Annotated in this window: 16 protein-coding genes and 2 tRNA genes; 12 read left to right on the top strand and 6 right to left on the bottom strand. The window is 34.0% G+C overall.

What is annotated here, in order from left to right:
* Positions 1-40: 40 nt before the first annotated feature.
* From YW9_RS0106000 to YW9_RS0105970, 6 genes are all read left to right on the top strand, one after another.
* Positions 41-1,549 (top strand): hypothetical protein, encoded by a 1,509-nt coding sequence (locus YW9_RS0106000; RefSeq protein WP_018279285.1) that lies wholly within the window; start codon positions 41-43, stop codon positions 1,547-1,549.
* Positions 1,550-1,576: 27 nt separating this feature from the next.
* Positions 1,577-1,858 carry a hypothetical protein gene (locus YW9_RS0105995; protein ID WP_018279284.1) on the top strand — a complete coding sequence of 94 codons (282 nt, stop codon included), beginning with the start codon at positions 1,577-1,579 and terminating at the stop codon, positions 1,856-1,858.
* A gap of 223 nt (positions 1,859-2,081) precedes the next feature.
* The gene (locus YW9_RS0105985) at positions 2,082-2,525 is read left to right on the top strand and encodes a hypothetical protein (protein ID WP_018279283.1); all 444 of its coding nucleotides are present in this window, start codon (positions 2,082-2,084) and stop codon (positions 2,523-2,525) included.
* 1 nt (position 2,526) lies between these two features.
* Entirely contained in the window at positions 2,527-2,823 is a 297-nt protein-coding gene (locus YW9_RS0105980; RefSeq protein ID WP_018279282.1) for a hypothetical protein, read from the top strand.
* Positions 2,820-2,969, top strand: a complete 150-nt coding sequence (locus tag YW9_RS13460; RefSeq protein ID WP_018279281.1) for a hypothetical protein — start codon at positions 2,820-2,822, stop codon at positions 2,967-2,969. The genes YW9_RS0105980 and YW9_RS13460 overlap by 4 nt, the downstream gene beginning before the upstream one ends.
* A complete protein-coding gene (locus YW9_RS0105970) occupies positions 2,959-3,150 on the top strand; it encodes a hypothetical protein (protein ID WP_018279280.1) in 192 nt (63 codons plus the stop codon). Before YW9_RS13460 ends, YW9_RS0105970 begins: the two co-directional genes overlap by 11 nt.
* A gap of 317 nt (positions 3,151-3,467) precedes the next feature.
* Here YW9_RS0105970 and YW9_RS0105960 read toward each other — a convergent pair.
* From YW9_RS0105960 to YW9_RS0105940, 5 genes are all read right to left on the bottom strand, one after another.
* Positions 3,468-3,553, bottom strand: a tRNA-Leu gene (locus tag YW9_RS0105960).
* Between the two features lie 21 nt (positions 3,554-3,574).
* Positions 3,575-3,647: transfer RNA gene (locus YW9_RS0105955), tRNA-Gly, on the bottom strand.
* Between the two features lie 121 nt (positions 3,648-3,768).
* Complete coding sequence (argS, locus tag YW9_RS0105950; protein ID WP_018279278.1) at positions 3,769-5,556, bottom strand: arginine--tRNA ligase; 1,788 nt, start codon at positions 5,554-5,556, stop codon at positions 3,769-3,771.
* Between the two features lie 131 nt (positions 5,557-5,687).
* Positions 5,688-6,122, bottom strand: a complete 435-nt coding sequence (locus YW9_RS0105945) for a DUF4268 domain-containing protein (protein WP_018279277.1) — start codon at positions 6,120-6,122, stop codon at positions 5,688-5,690.
* 25 nt (positions 6,123-6,147) lie between these two features.
* Positions 6,148-6,867, bottom strand: a complete 720-nt coding sequence (locus YW9_RS0105940; protein WP_018279276.1) for a hypothetical protein — start codon at positions 6,865-6,867, stop codon at positions 6,148-6,150.
* Positions 6,868-7,060: 193 nt separating this feature from the next.
* On the opposite strand from YW9_RS0105940, the gene YW9_RS0105935 reads away from it, so the two are divergent.
* From YW9_RS0105935 to YW9_RS0105910, 6 genes are all read left to right on the top strand, one after another.
* Positions 7,061-9,418: a hypothetical protein gene (locus YW9_RS0105935; RefSeq protein ID WP_018279275.1), complete on the top strand. Its 2,358-nt coding sequence runs from the start codon at positions 7,061-7,063 to the stop codon at positions 9,416-9,418.
* A 42-nt stretch (positions 9,419-9,460) separates the two neighbouring features.
* Positions 9,461-9,871, top strand: coding sequence for a Holliday junction resolvase RuvX (ruvX, locus tag YW9_RS0105930; protein WP_018279274.1), 411 nt, complete (start codon positions 9,461-9,463; stop codon positions 9,869-9,871).
* Positions 9,872-10,190: 319 nt separating this feature from the next.
* Positions 10,191-13,451: a SusC/RagA family TonB-linked outer membrane protein gene (locus tag YW9_RS0105925; protein ID WP_018279273.1), complete on the top strand. Its 3,261-nt coding sequence runs from the start codon at positions 10,191-10,193 to the stop codon at positions 13,449-13,451.
* 18 nt (positions 13,452-13,469) lie between these two features.
* Complete coding sequence (locus YW9_RS0105920) at positions 13,470-14,936, top strand: RagB/SusD family nutrient uptake outer membrane protein (RefSeq protein WP_018279272.1); 1,467 nt, start codon at positions 13,470-13,472, stop codon at positions 14,934-14,936.
* Positions 14,937-15,156: 220 nt separating this feature from the next.
* Positions 15,157-16,452, top strand: a complete 1,296-nt coding sequence (gene tyrS, locus YW9_RS0105915; protein WP_018279271.1) for a tyrosine--tRNA ligase — start codon at positions 15,157-15,159, stop codon at positions 16,450-16,452.
* Between the two features lie 72 nt (positions 16,453-16,524).
* Positions 16,525-17,724: an OFA family MFS transporter gene (locus YW9_RS0105910; RefSeq protein ID WP_018279270.1), complete on the top strand. Its 1,200-nt coding sequence runs from the start codon at positions 16,525-16,527 to the stop codon at positions 17,722-17,724.
* A gap of 51 nt (positions 17,725-17,775) precedes the next feature.
* On the opposite strand, the gene YW9_RS13050 is transcribed toward YW9_RS0105910, so the two are convergent.
* A complete protein-coding gene (locus YW9_RS13050; RefSeq protein WP_018279269.1) occupies positions 17,776-19,050 on the bottom strand; it encodes a PepSY-like domain-containing protein in 1,275 nt (424 codons plus the stop codon).
* Positions 19,051-19,065 lie beyond the last annotated feature (15 nt).

Genomic DNA, 19,065 nt, shown 5'->3' with positions numbered 1-19,065 from the left:
AACCATAAGCATAAGGCATAAAACATAAAACCTTGAAAATATGGTAGATTTTATAAAAATATCCGTATCATACCCCGATAACGACAAACTACATCAGATTTTGACAAGTGGGGCATTTCTGTACGTAGAACAGGAAACCGACCCTTACACGGGCGAAGTAGTGAAAGAAGTGTACAAGTACCACAATATGCGATTAAAGCCCTATAATGGTGGTTTTATCCTTAAAGGTAGCATACACAAACTACATAACGAACTTATCGGAAACACACGCCCCGAATGGACGGCAAAATACAACGGATTTAATGGCGACCGATTTACACTTTCAGAAGTAGAAAATGTTATAAAACATCTTTGTAAGTTGTTGGACGTTCAGGCGGGTGGGTGCGTACTTCAAAATATTGAAATAGGGTTGAACAATGTTATTCCGTTTAGTGCCTTTGATTTTTTGCAAGGTATTCAGGCACACCGCAATAACTTTGCCCCGACTATCAAACACGGACGTAATTACTTTGAGTTTGGATATAGTCAATACTACTTGAAACTATACAACAAAGGCAAACAATATGGGTTATATGATGAAGTGGTAAGGGTTGAGGTTAAAGTAATAAAAATGCAAAAACTGCATAATGCAGGAGTACCTATACACACACTTGCCGACCTCAGCACCGATAACCTACAAAAAGCCTTTGAAGTAGTTACATCGGAATTTGAAAAAGTGGTTAATATTGATAATTCACTACGAGCAAACGAACTTACGGAAAAAGATTTGATACGATTAAACGAACTGCGAAACCCCGCATTTTGGCAAAATATGACCCGTATGCAAGTACAACGAGCAAAGGAGTTTTTAGAGGAATTAAACACCACTTTTTCAGACAATCAAAAGGGGCAAATTATACGAAAAATGCACCACGAAAAAGAGGCGATTTTTAACAATGAAATTACCCCAAAATGTTACAAAATTACCGACCCTGAAAACGACCAAAATAATATCAATTTTTCGCCCTCAAAAAGTGAAAAATGTTACAAAATTACCGACCCTGAAAATACAAGTAAAAATAGGGTTATGTTACAAAATTACCCTTTAAGTAAACGGGAAGATTGTAACATCAAAAAAACAGACCTTGAAAAAAAGGTTGTTTTAAGTTCTGAAAATATGAGTTTAGAAGATGAAGAAAAAAGGGACAAAAAAACATCAAATTTTGAGGTTAAAAAAGTAGAAAAAAACGAGGTCGAAAATTCGTTAAAAAATGGGGTCGAAAAAATTAAAAAATCGTGTCCGATTACGGGGGTTGAATTAACCCACGAAAAAGAGGGTGCGAGGTACATCAGAACGGCAACTTTTTTATATTTGCGAGAACACGACCCTGAAAGATATATTTTGCTTTGTTCGTACCTTTTGCCAAGTACAGGTTACAAACCCGTAAGAGAAAAAAATATCATAATGCACTTATGCAAACAAGTACGGAATTTGTATCGCAAGTTAAACAATCAACCCAACAAACCGCCTTTGCAAAAGTATTTCAAAAATCAACTGGAATTGTTTTAAAAAAATTAACTCAAAAAAAATAAACCGATGAAAAAAAATCACACACCCACAATCAAAGAATTTAAAAACTCCGAAATCATCGAAGTTGCCACTGATGCAAATACGCAAATATCGTTACAAGTGTGTAGGACGCACACAAACGGCGTTTTTTCGCATTATTCTTTAGGTTTGGTATTAACAGGCCTTTTGGGTGAAAATACCGCAGAAATGGCTACTTTCTTGACTTTGGAGCAAACAAAGGATTTAATTAAAAAATTAACCGCCTTAAGTGTTCGGATTGAAAACCTTAATAAACTTAAAATAAATTGATTATCAATGTATAATAATTAAAATATTAAACTAATACTTTAATTTTATATCTATAATAGATTGAAATAGAAATAAAAGTGTTATTTTTGTACTGAATTTTATAATAACTGAAATTATGAATAGTATAGAGCAAAACAAAGAAAAAATCAAAGAATTAATCAAACAAAGGAAGGCAGTAGGTAAGAATGTACACTAACAACATAAAATACAAGATTTGAGGTAGATGTATTTGATTATCCAAGCGGATAATTTTTCAACACTCCACAAAGAAACTTTCATAGAAGATTTTGAAAGAACGTTGGAAAGTGTGGCAAGGGAATTAAACCGAGACTTTGCGACCAACCACGTTATAAACGTTATTAATGAAGAGTTGGAATTTCAAGATATATTGAAAGAGAGATTAACAGATGAAACGGAACGCAAAGTATATGAAAACTTGATATTGCATTTTAATGCTGGTCAAGTAAATGATAAACTTCGAGAAAACAATTTCAATATATTCACAACCTTTGCAAATATGCACGGTTTTGTAAATATCAATGAATATGCTGAAAGTAAGAATAAGTTAAATGAGGATTTAGAAAAACAGAAACAGGAACAAAAGCAATTCGATATGATGAAAAAAGCATTTAAGGAAGCATTAATGGAAACTTCACAAAACAGATAATATGCCTCGAGTTAAAGGAACTGCAAAGACTGGAGGAAGAAAAAAGGGAACTCCTAATAAAGCCACAAACGATATGCGAAAGTGGTTAAAGTCTTTTTTAGACCAAAATCAGGAGCAGATTGAAAAAGATTTTAAGGCACTTGAACCGAAAGAACGCATACAGGCATTTGAAAGGCTTTTACAATACACCTTGCCAAAAATGCAAACGTTGGGGGCTAATATTGAATTAGAAGCCCTTTCAGAAGACAATCTAAATACAATCATCGAAAACTTAACCGAGAATATTTTAAAAGAATGAAGAAAGTTGTTAAAGTAATCAAAGGGGTACGGATAACAAATGGAATACAAAAGGTTAAGAAGCCAAAAAACGTAACCAAAAGTAAAGAACCTCAACCCCTGAAATGGATAAATACATATAATGCAGAAATAAAAGATGGAAAATAGTGAAGCAAAACCATTAGATAAGGAAGCAAAAGTATTACTTTTGAAAATTCTTAAACAAGGATATATTACACCTGAACAATTGAAAGAATTGACCCAAAAAATAGAACTTCCTTTGATACAAATTGAGGTAATCGACAAAAGAGAACAAGTGAAGGACCCTTGGTTAAACAATCAACTTTAAACGTGGTTCAATAAGCCACGTTTAGTTTTTGTAATAAATGCACGAATTGCATAAAAATTGCATAAAAAAGGTTGTGTTTGAAGATAATAATTTTTTGTTTTTTGACTTTGTTTTCTCGCCCTCTTTGGTTAAAATCATCGAGGGCTTTTTTTGTGGCTTGTTGTTGTGGTTATGCAAAAGCCAATTAAAGCAAAAACGACTTCAAAAAAAACCACCTGACAAAATAGCATTTTTTGAATTGTTGGGAAAATGTAGGGAAAAATCGAAATAAAAAAATCGCAACACTTTCATTATAAAAGTATTACGATTTTTTGTTGTACTCGGAGCGGGACTTGAACCCGCACAGGCATTGCTGCCCACTGGATTTTAAGTCCAGCGTGTCTACCGATTCCACCATCCGAGCCCTTTATTAAGGCAATAAAAGAGCGAAAAACGGGGTTCGAACCCGCGACCTCAACCTTGGCAAGGTTGCGCTCTACCAACTGAGCTATTTTCGCAAGAACAATATTTTTCAAAAGCAACCCCTGACTGATTGCGAGTGCAAAGATAACAACATTTTTTTACTTGGCAAATATTTTCTCTTTTTTTTGAAAAATATTTTTCTGTCTGAAAAGCATTTTACATTCTCTCAGGAACTTGTATCCCAAGCATTGCAAAAGACGATGCAATAATCTCGCTTATTTTTTTACAAAGAGACACTCGAAATTCTCTTTTAGCCGAATTTTCCTCTCCCAAAATGGATACATTCTGATAGAAAGAATTGAAATCTTTTACCAAATCATACACATAATTGGCAATGACCGCAGGGCTGTACGAATCTGCTGCGTTTTGAACCACTTCGGGGAAAAGTGCCATATTTTTAAGAAGCGTTTTCTCCTTAGGGTGTAATTCTGAAATTGAAAGACTTTCTGATTTTGAAACTTCTATTTCGTTGTATTTTCGTAAGATAGATTTAATTCGTGCATAAGTGTATTGTACAAAAGGACCTGTATTCCCTTGGAAGTCAATAGATTCTTTCGGGTCAAAAAGAATACGTTTTTTGGGGTCAACTTTCAAAATATAGTATTTCAAAGCTCCCAAACCGATGGTGTGATACAATTCCTTTTTCTGATTATCATCGTATCCGTCTAATTTGCCTAATTCTTGCGAAATTTCTTCGGCTGTTTGCTCCATTTCGGCAATTAAATCGTCGGCATCGACCACAGTTCCTTCACGACTTTTCATCTTTCCACTTGGTAAATCTACCATTCCGTAGCTCAAATGATATAGATTTTCAGCCCAATCAAAGCCTAATTTTTTCAGAATTAAAAACAAAACCTTGAAATGATAATCTTGCTCATTTCCAACGGTATAAACCATTCCTTTTACATCAGGATAATCTTTTACGCGTTGGGTTGCGGTACCAATATCTTGGGTGATGTACACGGAAGTCCCGTCGGAGCGAAGTACTAATTTTTCGTCCAAACCATCAGCGGTTAAGTCACACCAAACCGAGTCGTCTTCTTTCTTGAAGAAAACGCCTTTTTGTAACCCTTCTTCGATGATGTCTTTTCCTAATAAATATGTGTCACTTTCGTAGTAGTACGAATCGAAATCGACGCCTAAATTTTTGTAAGTAGTTGAAAATCCGTTGTAAACCCACTGATTCATTTCTTTCCAAAGCGAGATAACTTGCTCGTCTCCGGCTTCCCATTTTCGAAGCATTTCTTGTGCTTCCAAAAATATAGGAGCTTGTTTTTCAGCTTCTTCTTTGGTTCTTCCCTCTGAAATAAGTTGCTCAATTTCAGATTTATACGCTTTGTCGAAAGCTACATAGTAATTCCCGACAAGTTTATCGCCTTTAAGTCCTGAATTTTCAGGCGTTTCGCCATTGCCAAAACGTTGCCAAGCAATCATTGATTTACAGATGTGTATCCCTCTGTCGTTGATTATCTGAGTTTTATATACTTTATGTCCGGCTGCTTTCAGAATTTCGGCAACCGAATATCCTAACAAGTTGTTGCGAATATGCCCTAAGTGCAAGGGTTTGTTGGTGTTAGGCGACGAATATTCAACCATTATGGTCTTTTTGGAATTGGGCTGAGCCAAACCAAAATGGGTTTCGTTTTCTATACTTTTCAGAAAATCAATGTAATAAGAATCCGAAATTACTAAATTCAAAAATCCTTTGATTACATTGAAGCTCTCTACCTCTTTTACATTTTCTTGTAAAAAAGTTCCAATTTGTTGCCCAATTTGTTCAGGATTTCCTTTAATCTGACGCAACATCGGGAAAATTACAATAGTAATGTCGCCCTCAAACTCTTTCTTAGTCTGTTGAAGTTCAATGTTTTCGAGTGAAACTCCAAAAATTTGTTCACCTGCTTTTTGTGTATGTTGTTTTAGTATTTCTTGTAAATTCTGCATATTTGATTTTTTCAATTATAGCCCACAAAGGTACGTAATTTCTAAAAGAATTTTTATTTTTAGAGTCTTTATATGCCAATAATTTATTGTTTTTCGTGAGTAAAGACAGAAAAGAATTGTAATTTAGGTGGTTAGAAATTTTCTTTTATAACATCTTCGTATTCATACCAAAACTCTTCAAATTTCAGCATTTTTTCAAACAAAAATTCCATAGTTTCTCGCCAAGTATTTTTATTATGAATGTTTACATTCTCTTTTTGGACGTAAATACGGCTGATTTCTTTATCGTTATCTAAGACATAACAGTCCTCAAAAATGGCATCTGGTAGATATTCTTCAAGCAAAATGCCTTTCAAGGAAACTAATTTTTCGTAGTATAATATCCTGTTAATCAAAACATTATCTTCGATATCTAAAGATACAATAGCCTTTTTTGTGTCAAAATAGAATTTAAAGCTGAAATCTTTGATTTTGGTATCATATAACACCCATTTTCGAGGAAAGGATTTTCCGAAAGAAGTCCAAAATTCTTCACGTAATTTTTTAGCTTCTGCTTTGCTGTACATAAAAATTGAAAAATGTTTTTACGTTTTAGAATTTAACATTAAATACTTTTTGTTGTAATTTTTCGTCTTTGATGAATTCAAAAACATATTGATTTTCAGTTTTGTATAATATGCCTTGATTGCCGTGTTCATCTTCTGCAATGTAAACATTTAACAAAGAAGTTTGCTTTATTTTTAGAACTATTTTTGGTGTATTATCAATCAGTTGAAATCCTAAATTATTAGGTTGAGCGTATAACGTTGAGATATTGTTATCCTTAGATCTTATTTCATTCTCAGCGATAGGTTTTTGATTTATAACCAGTGGGTTAGGATTTTCATCTTTGTAGTTTTGTTTAAAAATAGTCAATTTATTTCCTGCCAAGAAAGCACTTCGAAGCGCTTCGTGATAAGCTTTTTTGAATTCTTTTTCTCTACTTTTTCCCACTTCGGAGGTAAAAACTTGTTTCCCTTTACAATCTGTGAAAACTAACTGAAGCCTTGTAAAGAACATTCCTGAAGTGTTTAAAATGTTTGCTTTTAGGTAATTACAAGGATTTTCAATGATATTATCTGGAGCTTCATTTTCAAAGAAAACTTTAAAATTTTCTTTTTCAAGAAGAAATTTTGCTAAGCTATTTAGTTGATAGTCATTGTCTTTTTTTTGAAAATCGAATTTATTGGGGAGCATTACATAAATATCACTATTTTGTCCGAATACTAAAAAAGGAAAAAATGCTATTAATAAGTAAAAATAAGTTTTCATAAGCCTGATTGTATTTAAAATTCAGAGCAAAATTAAAAAATAATACTATTTTTTCAAAAGAGACTTGTGATTTTTAATCTTTAAAATAAGAGAAAAGAATTTTAATTGAGAATGTTACATATTTGAAAAGCTTATTGGGTTTTGAATTGCAAAGTTTTAAAAAAAAGCATATTTTTGCGATGAGATTGGGTAAGTGAGCCGTATTTTTATAAAAATATTATTTTTAGTCTTAGGACTGGTTGCCTGTAACAAAAAAGGAAATTCTGTTAAAGGTGACATTTTGTTATTTCCTGAAAATACGCAAGTTATTTATCGGGTTAATCATAAGAATAATTTTTTGAGTGCTATCGAAAACAATGAGTTTTGGAAAGAAAACAATCCAAAACCATTACGCAATTATGAAACGAAATTGCTTAGAAGCCTTCCTACAGACCATAATATATGGGTAGCCTTCACAGCCTATAAAAACTTTTTTGCGATTACCAAGAAGGAGGAATCAGATACGTTAAGTATTTGGAAGAACGCTAATACGACAATTCAAAAACAATCACAATTTGGAAAAGAATGGTATTACACGGTTGTAGATAACAGACTGATAATTAGTAATTCTTCTGAGATTGATTCTTTTTTTAAAACTGAAACTGAAGCACAGGAAAAATCTGAAAAACAAGCTATTCTGGAACAACTTCAAAAGATTGCCACAACCGATTGTAGTGCCAATTTATTTATGCAAAAAGAACAAGCAAATCAGTTTTTTTCCTCTTTTTTTAAAACAGATGTCACAAAGCCTTTCAATCATTGGCTTGCGTTGGATTTATTTTTGGAAGAGAATGACGTGAGGTTTAGTGGAATGGCAGTGGCTAAAAACGATTACAAGGAAGATATATTGCTGAAAGTGAAGCCTTATGAAAACAATCTAGCTGAGGTAGTTCCTTCACATATTCTGCGAATGACTTCTTTTTCTTTTGAGGATTCAGAAAAAATATCACTTCCTGACTCGGTTACGGCTTCTTTCCAAAAAACACTTAACGGGTTAGTTTTTGCACAAACTATCGACGGAAAATTTGCCGTTGCTTCGTCTTTTGATGTGGACGAAACGTTATTGCAGTTACCAATTTTGTCTGAAGAACCACAAGGAGAATTTCCTGTTTATGAGTTGAATAAAGATTCTTCGTTGGATTTTTTCTCTGCTTTTGAACCTAATTTCAAACCAAAATATGTTTCTGTACATAATGATTATTTAATTTTTTCAAAAACAAAAGAAGTTCTCAGTTCGGTTATGAACGATATTGGGAGAAAAAATACTCTTTCAGAAAATAAATCCTATGAATTGCTGGAAAAAAATACAGCCTCCAATATGAGTTTGACGCGTGTTGCTAATCTGTATAATAGTGGTGAATTTCGTGAGAGATATCCCCAGATAGCCCAGAATTATCGTTGGGCGGTATTTCAGCAAACTTCTCAAAATGAGTACTATATGTTTAATTTTATGAGTAAAAAACAGACGAAAAATTCTGTGACGGATAAAATTAAAGAACGTTTTCAATTTGTGTTAGATGCTAAAATTATTACACCTCCTGCTATATTGCTGAATCACAGAACAAAACGTAGAGAAATTGTTGTTCAAGATGAAAATTATGACCTCTATCTAATCGGGAATAATGGTAGTTTATTATGGAAGAAAAGGTTAGATGGAAAAATACAAAGTTCTGTTTATCAGGTAGATTTGTTTAAAAATGGTTTTTTGCAGATGGCTTTTACAACGGAACATTCCATTTGGGTTGTGGACAGAAATGGAAACAATGTAGCTCCATTCCCTAAGAAATATAAGGGGAAAATAACTCCTTTGGAAGTATTTGATTATGATAAAAATAGAGAGTATAGATTTCTGTTTGCAGAAGGGAAAACGTTACATATGTTGGATAAAAAAGGTGATGTTGTAGGTGGATTTTTAAGAAAAAATACAGATGCAGTTCCATTATTCACTCCGAAGCATTATCGAGCAGGAGATAAAGATTTTTTGGTTTATTTGTCTGATAATGGCAAGTTTAACGTGTTGCATCGCAATGGTGAGATTCGCATACCCATTCAAGGGAAATATGAATTTTCGAATAATCCGCCGCTGTTTTTTGATAATCGGTTTTTGTTTTCAACCCGAGATGGAAATCTTACCCGAATAGACTTAAACGGAAATATAGTTAAAGCGGAAAGAAATTGGGATAGAAATCATTATTTGATTGGTAATCAATATACAACTTCGTTTCTTTCTGGAAGTACTTTATCTATCGGAAATACAAAAATTCAAATTCCTGAAGCGAAATACGAAAAGCAAAAACTTTTTCGGGTGCGAGGTGTGAACTATGTTTCTGCAAACGATATTGAAAATGAAAAGGTTTATTTATGGAACGAACAGGGTAAACTTGTGCAAGACTTTCCGATGGAAGGAATTTCGCCAATAGATATAGATGTGGATTTGGATAAAGCCATTTGGATTGTTTTGGCAACAACTAAAAATCGGATAAGTGTTTACGAAATAAAAGAATTGAAGTAGGGTACTGATTGTCAGTTTGTTTTCTGTTTAAATAAAGTTGTTATGTCTCGAATTTTAGCTATAGATTATGGTAGTAAACGTTGTGGTATTGCTGTTACAGACCCTCTGCGTATTATTGCTTCAGGTTTAACCACAGTTGCTACAGATGAGTTGATTACGTTTTTAAAGAAATATATTTCTGAAGAAAAAGTAACAGAAATAGTTGTGGGGCAACCCAAACGAATGAATAATGAATTTTCTGATATTGAAAAGGAAATCCAGAAAAAAGTAGAACTTCTTGAGAAGGAATTCCCTGAAATAATAATCGTTCGTGAAGATGAGCGATTTACTTCTAAAATGGCATTTCAATCAATGATTGACAGTAGGCTAGGAAAAAAACAACGCCAAAATAAAGCCTTGATTGATGAAATAAGTGCAACATTGATTCTGCAAAATTATATGAATAAGAGGTAGAATTTATGGTTTTCTTTTTTTTCGAATTTTGTTTTTGTTTTTTTTGAATAGGGTTTTATGTGATGAAAAAGAAAATATTCGAAATATGAAAAAGAAAATATTTCAACACATAATGTGTGAAAAAAATCTGATATTTAACACTTAATTTTTTAATTATTTATAAAAATGATTTCTTCTTTATTGTAATAGTAAAAAAGAAATTGCTTTTTTGTTGATGGAAATTTAAAATAAAGTATTATTTTATTTGCTTTTCATCGTAAAAGGATTATATTTGCCTTATGTACAACATATAAGAGTAAAGTATTAAACTGTTATTGCAATGAAAGAAAAATTGTTAAAATGTATTTTGTTTTTTTTCTTAGCGTTTCTTCTTCAGGGAGTGATAGCTCAGGAAAAGCAAGTTAGTGGAACGGTAACCTCTTCAAGTGACGGAATGCCGTTAATAGGAGTTTCGGTAGTTGTTAAGGGAACGACTCGTGGAGTAGCTACTGATTTTGATGGAAATTTTACTATCCAAGCTAAAGATGGTGAGATTCTTCAATTTACTTCTATTGGTTTTAAGACTTTGGAGCGCAAGGTTACGGGGTCGGTAATGAATGTAGCTCTTGAAGAAGAAGCTAGTCAACTTGATGAGGTAGTTGTTACAGGGTATGCTACACAAACGCGTAAAACCTTAGCAACTTCCATCTCAAAACTAGATACTAAGGTTCTGGAGAGTGCTTCTCGCTCTAATGCAGGAACAGCTTTACAAGGAACTGTTTCAGGTCTTAAAGTAACTCAACATTCGGGGCAACCAGGAACAACTCCTGATATTATTCTTCGTGGAGGTACTTCTTTTGATGGTTCAGGAACTCCTTTGGTTTTGGTAGATGGTGTGCCAAGTTCTTTTTATGCTTTAAATTCCGATGATATTGAATCAATGGAAATGTTAAAAGATGCAGCTTCCACTGCTATTTATGGTGCAAGGGCGGCTAATGGAGTGATTTTGGTAACAACAAAGAAAGGAAAAGCAGGTCGTTCTAGCATAAATTTCAAAAGTAAATTGAGTTTTAACGGACGTTTGAAGGACAGAATGGAATACCTAAATGCAGCCGATTATGTTAGATTTAATCGTATGGCTGTGAAAAACACTCAAATGGTTCAAGGGGATCAGGGGTTTGATGCTTTTTTAACTGGACAACATAGTGCTGCCACAGGAAATAATCCTTTGAATTCCATCTATACAACAATGTTTTTGGATGATACCAATCGTCATTTGCTTAATTATCAGGGTTGGCAAACTATTGAGGACCCTGTAACACCAGGTAGACAACTCATCTTTATGGATAATAGCTATTTAAAAGACCAATATTACCAAACCAGTTTTTCAAATGATTATACTTTGTCATTCGATGGAGGAAACGATAAAAGCACTTACTATTTCAGTTTAGGAATTTTGGATGATAAGGGGCTTGTTTATAATACAGGGTTTAAACGTTACTCAGGAACTTTTAATGCTTCGTACAAGATATTTGACAATTTTAAAGTATCTGGGAACGTAATTTATACTCATTCAAGTAAAATAGATTCTTTCGATAGTATATATGATATTTTCCAAAGAGCAACAGGTTTAGCACCTACATCACGTGTCTATAACAACAATCCTGATGGAAGTTTGTCCAATGAATTACAACCTGGAACGTATCGTGGTTTTGGTAATCCTCTCTATTACAGAGATAAATTTGTTAATGACAATTTAGAACAACGTTTAACAGCTTCAGGGCAATTTGATTGGCAGTTTGCTAAAAATTTCAACTTAATGGCAAGAGGAAGTTATTTTTCAATTAATGATGTTGATGAATCATTTAACAAAGCTTTTCTGAATAGCGGAAATTTAAATACAGAGCGTATCGCATATGCAGGTTATGGAAGAACATTACGACACCAATATACTTCTGTTTTAAGCTATAATAATACTTTTTTAGAAAAACATAATGTAAATGCATTGCTAGGAACTGAATATTTTAGAGAGAAAAGATTTGGGCTTTCAGGGGCAACTCGTAAATCTCCTACCGATTTAATCCATACTTTAAATGTAGGGGCTGAGGCACAAGGAAAACCAAGTTCTTCAAGAACGGAATATGCGATAGCATCTGTTTTCGGACAATTGAATTATGATTATGACAATCGCTTTTTGTTAGGACTAACCTTTAGAAGTGATGGAACATCGCGCTTAGCAAATGATAAATATGGTTTTTTCCCCGGAGCCTCATTAGGTTGGAATATACATAATGAAACTTTCTATAAAGATAAGTCAATATCCACTTATATCTCAAGAATAAAACCACGTGTTAGTTATGGTGTAAATGGAAATATTGAAACACTGAGTAATTATGGTGTGTATGGTCTATATGGAACGACAGGCATATATGATACTCAAGTTGGATACGTGAATTCATCTTTACCTGTAATGGATTTACGTTGGGAACGCTCTACAACACTTAACTTTGGGTTAGATTTAGGGTTGTTCAACAACCGTGTAAATGTAGTAGCTGATTACTTTATCAGAGATGTACAAGACAAATTATCTACCCTAACCTTACCTTTGTGGACAGGTTTTTCAGGGATTACTGTTAATAATGGTATTTTGCAAAATAAAGGTTTTGAGTTAGAAGTAAATGCAAAAGTTCTCAAAACAGAAAATTTGAATTGGGATTTAGGTCTTGTGTATTACCAAGTTAAGAATTATGCAAAAAAATTACCCGATAATGGAATCGATAATAACCGACAAGGGGGAACTGAAATTTACGATGTAGCTTCTGGAAAAAATATTTATGTTGGAGGCTTACAACAAGGACAACGAATTGAAAACGATTTGATAGTTGCTTATATTCCAGAAGGAGTTTATAAAACACAAGCTGAAATAGATGCTGATAAGGATAGGTCTGTGGAATTTGCTTGGCAAAAGAAAACTCGCTTTTTGGGCGACACCCGTTGGAAAGATGTGAATGGAGATAACGTAATCAATCACTTAGATAGACAGGTAATTGGACGTATTACACCTAAATTTACTGGAGGATTTACAAGCAACTTGGTTTACAAAAATGTTGGTTTGTACGTAAAAACAGATTTTGCCGTAGGGCATCATATCATCAATGGGCGAAGAGTAAAAGGAATTGCTCAAACACAAGGAAACCAAAATGGACCTGTAGAAATTCGTGAATCTTGGACACCACAAAATCCAAATTCTGACATACCTCGTTTTGATTTGGTTGACCGCCAAAAAAATCACTTAGCAGGTGGAGGAGATCAGGGTTCTTTACACGGAAGTAGTGCTATGTATTGGGAAAAAGGAGACTACTTGGCTCTGAGAGAAATTACATTAAGTTACGACCTACAAGGCTCATTGATGAATGATTTATTTAAATCAGTTCGTTTGTATGTAACAGGAGCTAATTTGTTCTACTTTACCAAGTATGGAGGTAGTACGCCCGAAGACGCAAGTGCTAACAGAGCAGACTTAGGAGTGGTACAAGGTAGTGAGCGAGGTCGCTATCCACTGCCACAAGTGATTACGCTTGGGCTAAATCTTACTTTCTAAATTTTTAAAATATCAAAGATGAAAAAAATAGTATTTATTATAGCATCAGTATTCACATTTAGCAGCTGTGAATTAGACTTAAAACCCGAAAGTTCTTTAACGTATAACGGATTTTGGGATAGCGAAGAAGCTGTACGAGCAGCTCATATCGGGATTTACCCGCATCTTAGAGGGTACGATAATACCTTTTGGGGAATGGGGGAATTGCGTTCTGATATTTGGGGGGGTACCACAATTGAATCTCCTTTTAGTGCTGAACTCATTAAGAATGACGTAAGTGTAACTAGAGTTCATTATGGAAACTGGGCTGAATTCTATTCTTTAATACATAAAATCAATGATTTTATTAAAAATGCACCTACGGTTCCTGCCTCTAACCAAGAGCAACGAAATCATATGATGGGACAAATGTATGGTATACGTGCATATGTCTATTATACGATGCTTAAAGCTTGGGGAGAAGTGCCTATAGCTACTGAACCTTTAACCAAAGTAGAATCTTTAGAATCTTTGAAAAAGAAACGTTCTCCTAAAGAAGATGTTTTAGCATTAGTAAAATCGGATATTGAAAAATCACTTGAATTTTTTAATACAGATAATTCAAAGTGGCTCAACAAAAATATTTACTGGTCAAAAGCTGCAACGTTAACCCTCAAAGGTGATGTATACTTGTGGTCAGGAAAGGTATTAGGTGGAGGGAGCGCTGATTTTGAAGTCGCTAAAACAGCATTGGAATCTGTTACAGGATATTCATTGATTAATTATGAAGATTTGTGGGGACAGGCTAAAGAAGGAAATAACGAATTTATTTTTGCTTTGGATTACCAAGAAGACCAATCTGATAACTTTTATTCTTTGATGACTGCTCGTCAAGTAGACATCAAAGGAAAGTTTGATGACGAGGGTAATCTCCTTGATAATTTTACACTCAATGGAGGTAGCCGTTATGGAGCAAGTGCGAAAGTATTTGATTTTCTAAAAGCTGATTTACAAGATCAAAGAAGTAAAACCTTTATGGGAATTTATTCAGACAAAACAGCTAAGAAATTGATAGGTACGGTTTTAAACAAATTTTTGGGAGTTGTTGAAACTGGATTACGTCGAAGCTGGAATAATGTGCCTTTATATCGTTATGCTGATGTAGTGTTATTACTTGCCGAGGCCAAAAATCATTTAGGAGAAGATCCTTCTCCAGAAATTAATAAAATACGTGAACGTGCTTACGGTAATACTTACAATGTTGCCACTCACGGTTACACAAATGCTAATAAATCTGCGAATGCTAAAGCTATTCTTGATGAGCGTTTAAAAGAGTTCGTTGGAGAAGGTAAACGATGGTGGGATTTGGTCAGAGCTGGTGATAATCATTTATTTGATGAAGTACCTACAATGAAAGCTTCTGAATCTTACAAAATTTACTATTCTATTTCAGAAGGAATGATTGCAAATGACCCAGAGCTTAAACAAACAGAAGGTTATAAATAAATCTTAAAATTAATCTTTTGAAAAAAGTGAAAAGTAACCCTCATTACTTTTCACTTTTTCTATTTCTTTACGGAAAGAGAAATAAGCTGGAAGTAATTTTCGTTTTTTTTCGTTTCTGTAAATAAACTTTCAACAATTCATATACTATTTTTTTGAAAGAAATCATACTTTTTAATAGTTCTTTTATCTATCTTTGCACACATTTTTGAAATTGAAAATAATGAAAAATTTTGTACAAGAATTACAATGGCGTGGAATGATTCAGGACATAATGCCTGAGACAGAGCAACATTTATTGGAAGGAATTCGTTCGGCGTATGTGGGGATTGACCCAACTGCAGATTCGCTTCATATAGGACATCTTGTGGGAGTGATGATTCTCAGGCATTTCCAAAATTGTGGACATAAACCTTATGCTTTGGTAGGAGGAGCTACAGGAATGATAGGCGATCCATCAGGAAAGTCAGTTGAGAGAAATTTACTTACAGAAGAAGTTCTAGCTCATAATATTGAGGGAATAAAAAAACAATTGGCAAAATTCTTAGATTTTGAAAGCAAAGAACCTAACAAAGCGGAACTTGTGAATAACTACGATTGGATGAAGAATTTTTCGTTTTTATCTTTTATTCGCGATATTGGTAAGCATATTACGGTTAATTATATGATGGCAAAAGATTCTGTGAAAAAGCGTTTCGATCCGAGTGAAAATACGGACGGAATGTCGTTCACTGAATTTTCATATCAGCTAATTCAAGGTTACGACTTTTTGCACCTTTTCCGAGAGAAAAATTGTACACTTCAAATGGGAGGGTCCGACCAATGGGGCAATATCACCACAGGTACAGAAATGATTCGTAGAATTGCAGGAGGGAAAGCCTTTGCTATGACTTGTCCGTTGATTACCAAAGCCGATGGAACAAAATTCGGAAAATCCGAAGGAGGAAATATTTGGCTTGACCCAGAGAAAACTTCGCCTTACAAGTTTTATCAATATTGGATAAATACTTCTGACGAAGACGCTGAGCGGTACATTAAAATATTTACGATGCTTTCCAAAGAAGAAATAGAAAGTTTAACTGCAGAACATAAAGAGGCTCCTCATTTACGTCTGTTGCAAAGTAAACTGGCTGAGGAAATTACGGTTTTAGTTCACGGAAAAGAAGAATTGGAGAAAGCCATTCAAGCATCAAAAATCTTGTTTGGAAATTCAACTTCAGAAGATTTAAAGAAATTAGACGAACAAACTTTTCTTGATGTTTTTGATGGAGTTCCACAGGCTGAAATCTTCCGTTCAGATATCGAAAACGGACTGGATATGATAGCCATACTTTCTGCTAAGACAGAGTTTATAAAAAGTAATTCTGAAGCTCGTAGGGCATTGAAAGAAAACTCAATTTCAGTCAATAAGGAAAAGGCTTCTGATAATTACATCGTTACACATAAAGATTTAATAAATAATCAATTTATTTTACTTCAAAGGGGAAAGAAAAATTATTTTGTAGTAAGAGTAAAATAGAAATAACCAAAACCACGAGTTGAAAAGTTCAGTTCGTGGTTTATTTTTTTGTAAAATTAAAAAGCAAATATTATGTCAAACTCTTGGAAAACAGCAATTATTGGTACGTTAATTCATTTATTTTTAGGGACAGTTTATGCTTGGAGTTTTTTTCAAGTTCCAATAATGGAAAATACCAATTGGAATAATACCGAAACGACGATGGCTTTCAGCTTAACAATTCTGACGTTGGGGATTACTGCCTCGTGGGCAGGACGAAAATTGGAAGTTTACGGACCTCAAAAACTGACGATTATAGGAGGAATTCTGTTCGGATTAGGATATATTTTAGCTTCATACGCTTTGGGAAGTGTGAATTTATGGTTGTTTTATCTTTGTTTTGGAGTAATAGGAGGCTGTGGCTTAGGACTTGCGTATGTAACTCCAGTTGCGGTAGTTAGCCGATGGTTTAGCAAAAATCAAGGATTAGCCACAGGAATGGTGGTGATGGGTTTTGGTTTAGGAGCTTTTATGATGTCCAAAATATTAGCTCCAATTTTCTTTGAATTGACAGAAAAAAATGTTGCTTTGAGTTTCCGGTATTCAGGAATTTTATTTTTGGTAGCAATTCCTTTATTAGGAGTGTTCTTAAAGTTTCCTCCTCAAAATGAGGTGGTTTGTGAAAAGAAGGAAGTCATTGAAACAGAGAATTCAAGTAGAAAAACAATTTTGATATGGACGATTTTCACATTGAATATTATTGTAGGAATGATTTTTCTGTCTTTTCAATCGCCTCTTCTTCAGGAGCTTATTCAAAAAGAAGAACAGGTTGATAAAGAGTACTTGGTACAAGCTGGAGCTACTTTAATAGCTGTAAGCGCATTTTTCAATGGAATTGGGCGTCTTCTTTGGGCAAGTTTGTCGGATAAAATGGGGCGTATCAATACGTTCAGAATGCTTATAGGACTTGAAATAGTTTGTTTTATCTTACTGATTTTTACACAAAATGTGATTTTATTTTCGGTCTTGGTGTGTTTGGTTCTCCTTTGTTATGGTGGAGGTTTTGGAATACTACCTTCTCTTGTGAGAGATGAATTTGGAAAAGCAAATATGTCTAAAATGTATGGAAAAATGCTAACAGGTTGGGGAATAGGAGGTTTGATAGGTACACTAACTACAGCTTTTTTGAAAGATACGTTCAATGAAGATGCGGGTATTTATGTGTTTTCAACAGGACTTGTAGTTTCAGTAGTAGCTTTTTTGTTATGTTTTCTAATAAAAGTAAAGAAATAATCAATAGTAAATAAAAAAAGCCCTCAGAATTCTGAGGGCTTTTTCGTTTTGTTAATCTAATCTTATGAAGTTACCATTCAAATCAAAAATTAAGTCTTTGTGAAATCCTACAAGTTCTACTTCGTAAGAATTGGCTTTCTTTTCAATGCTGTTGAAAGCGTATCTCGAGTAATTTGCTTGTACATATCTTCTTATTGCAGCAGGAATGAATCCTGTTGGAATAGATTGTCTGTCAGGAGCATCAACGTTTATCCAATTACCATTTAGGTCAAAATCAATGTCAACACCATTAACCAAATCGTATTCTACTTTGTTAGATTCCACCTCAATTTTTTTAATGGCAATTGAAGGGAAGTGAGTAGCTAAGAAGTTATTAGCATTTGTTTGAACAACTTGAGGAACTGTTCCTACAATGGTTGTATTACCTGTTCCAGCGTTCCCGTTTCCACCGTTGTTGTTACCTGCACCAATAGGTTGTCCGTTAGTGTTAAAGTGGATGTCGTTTTTGATTCCAACTAGTTCTACTTCGTAACCTGTAACAGTTTTCTCAATTCCGTTGATAGGATTGTTAGGATACGTTGTTCTCAAGTGATTAAGAATACTTTGAGGAATGAAAGCCGTCTTTGATAAAGCTTGTCCGTCACGAGCGTCAACATTTATCCAATTACCATTTATTAGGTCAAAATCAATATCAACTCCATTAGCCAAATCGTAATCTACTTTATTAGATTCTACTTCAATTTTGGTAATAGCAATTGAAGCGAAGTAAGTTTTCAAAAATTCATTAGCTTTAGTTTGAACAACTTGAGGAACTGTTCCTACAATGGTTGTATTACCTGTTCCAGTATTCCCGTTTCCACCGTTGTTGTTACCTGTTCCAGAAGATATAGGTTGTCCATTAACATCAAAATAGATGTCTTTTTCAACTCCTACAAGGTCTACCTCGTAACCTGTTTTTTTCTTCTCAATGCTATTGATGGCATTTTTAGGATAAGTAGTTGTTACGTGGTTAATGATGCTTTGAGGAATGAAATCCATTGACGTTACTAGTGCAGACAAGGCTTGTCCATCACGTGCATCAACTTTAGTCCAATTTCCATTTGCATCGAAATCAACTTCTACTCCATTGGATAAATCAACAGAGTATCTTCCGTTACTCTCGGTTTCTGTTTTAACAACATTAGCACCATTAAAGTATTTACTTATGAATGATTGTGCTGTGTTAGGCAAATTGTTGTGAGGAATCAAATCGTCCTTCTCACAAGAATAAGCCATTAGAGATGTTGCGAGAGCAATAATTGCTAGTTTTGAAAAAAGTTTTCTCATAATTATGTAATTTAA

Origin of the sequence: Capnocytophaga cynodegmi DSM 19736 (assembly GCF_000379185.1) — a bacterium.
Taxonomy (GTDB): Bacteria; Bacteroidota; Bacteroidia; order Flavobacteriales; family Flavobacteriaceae; genus Capnocytophaga; species Capnocytophaga cynodegmi.
The sequence above is the reverse complement of the archived record's forward strand: the minus strand, read 5'-3'. Positions and strand labels throughout refer to the sequence as shown.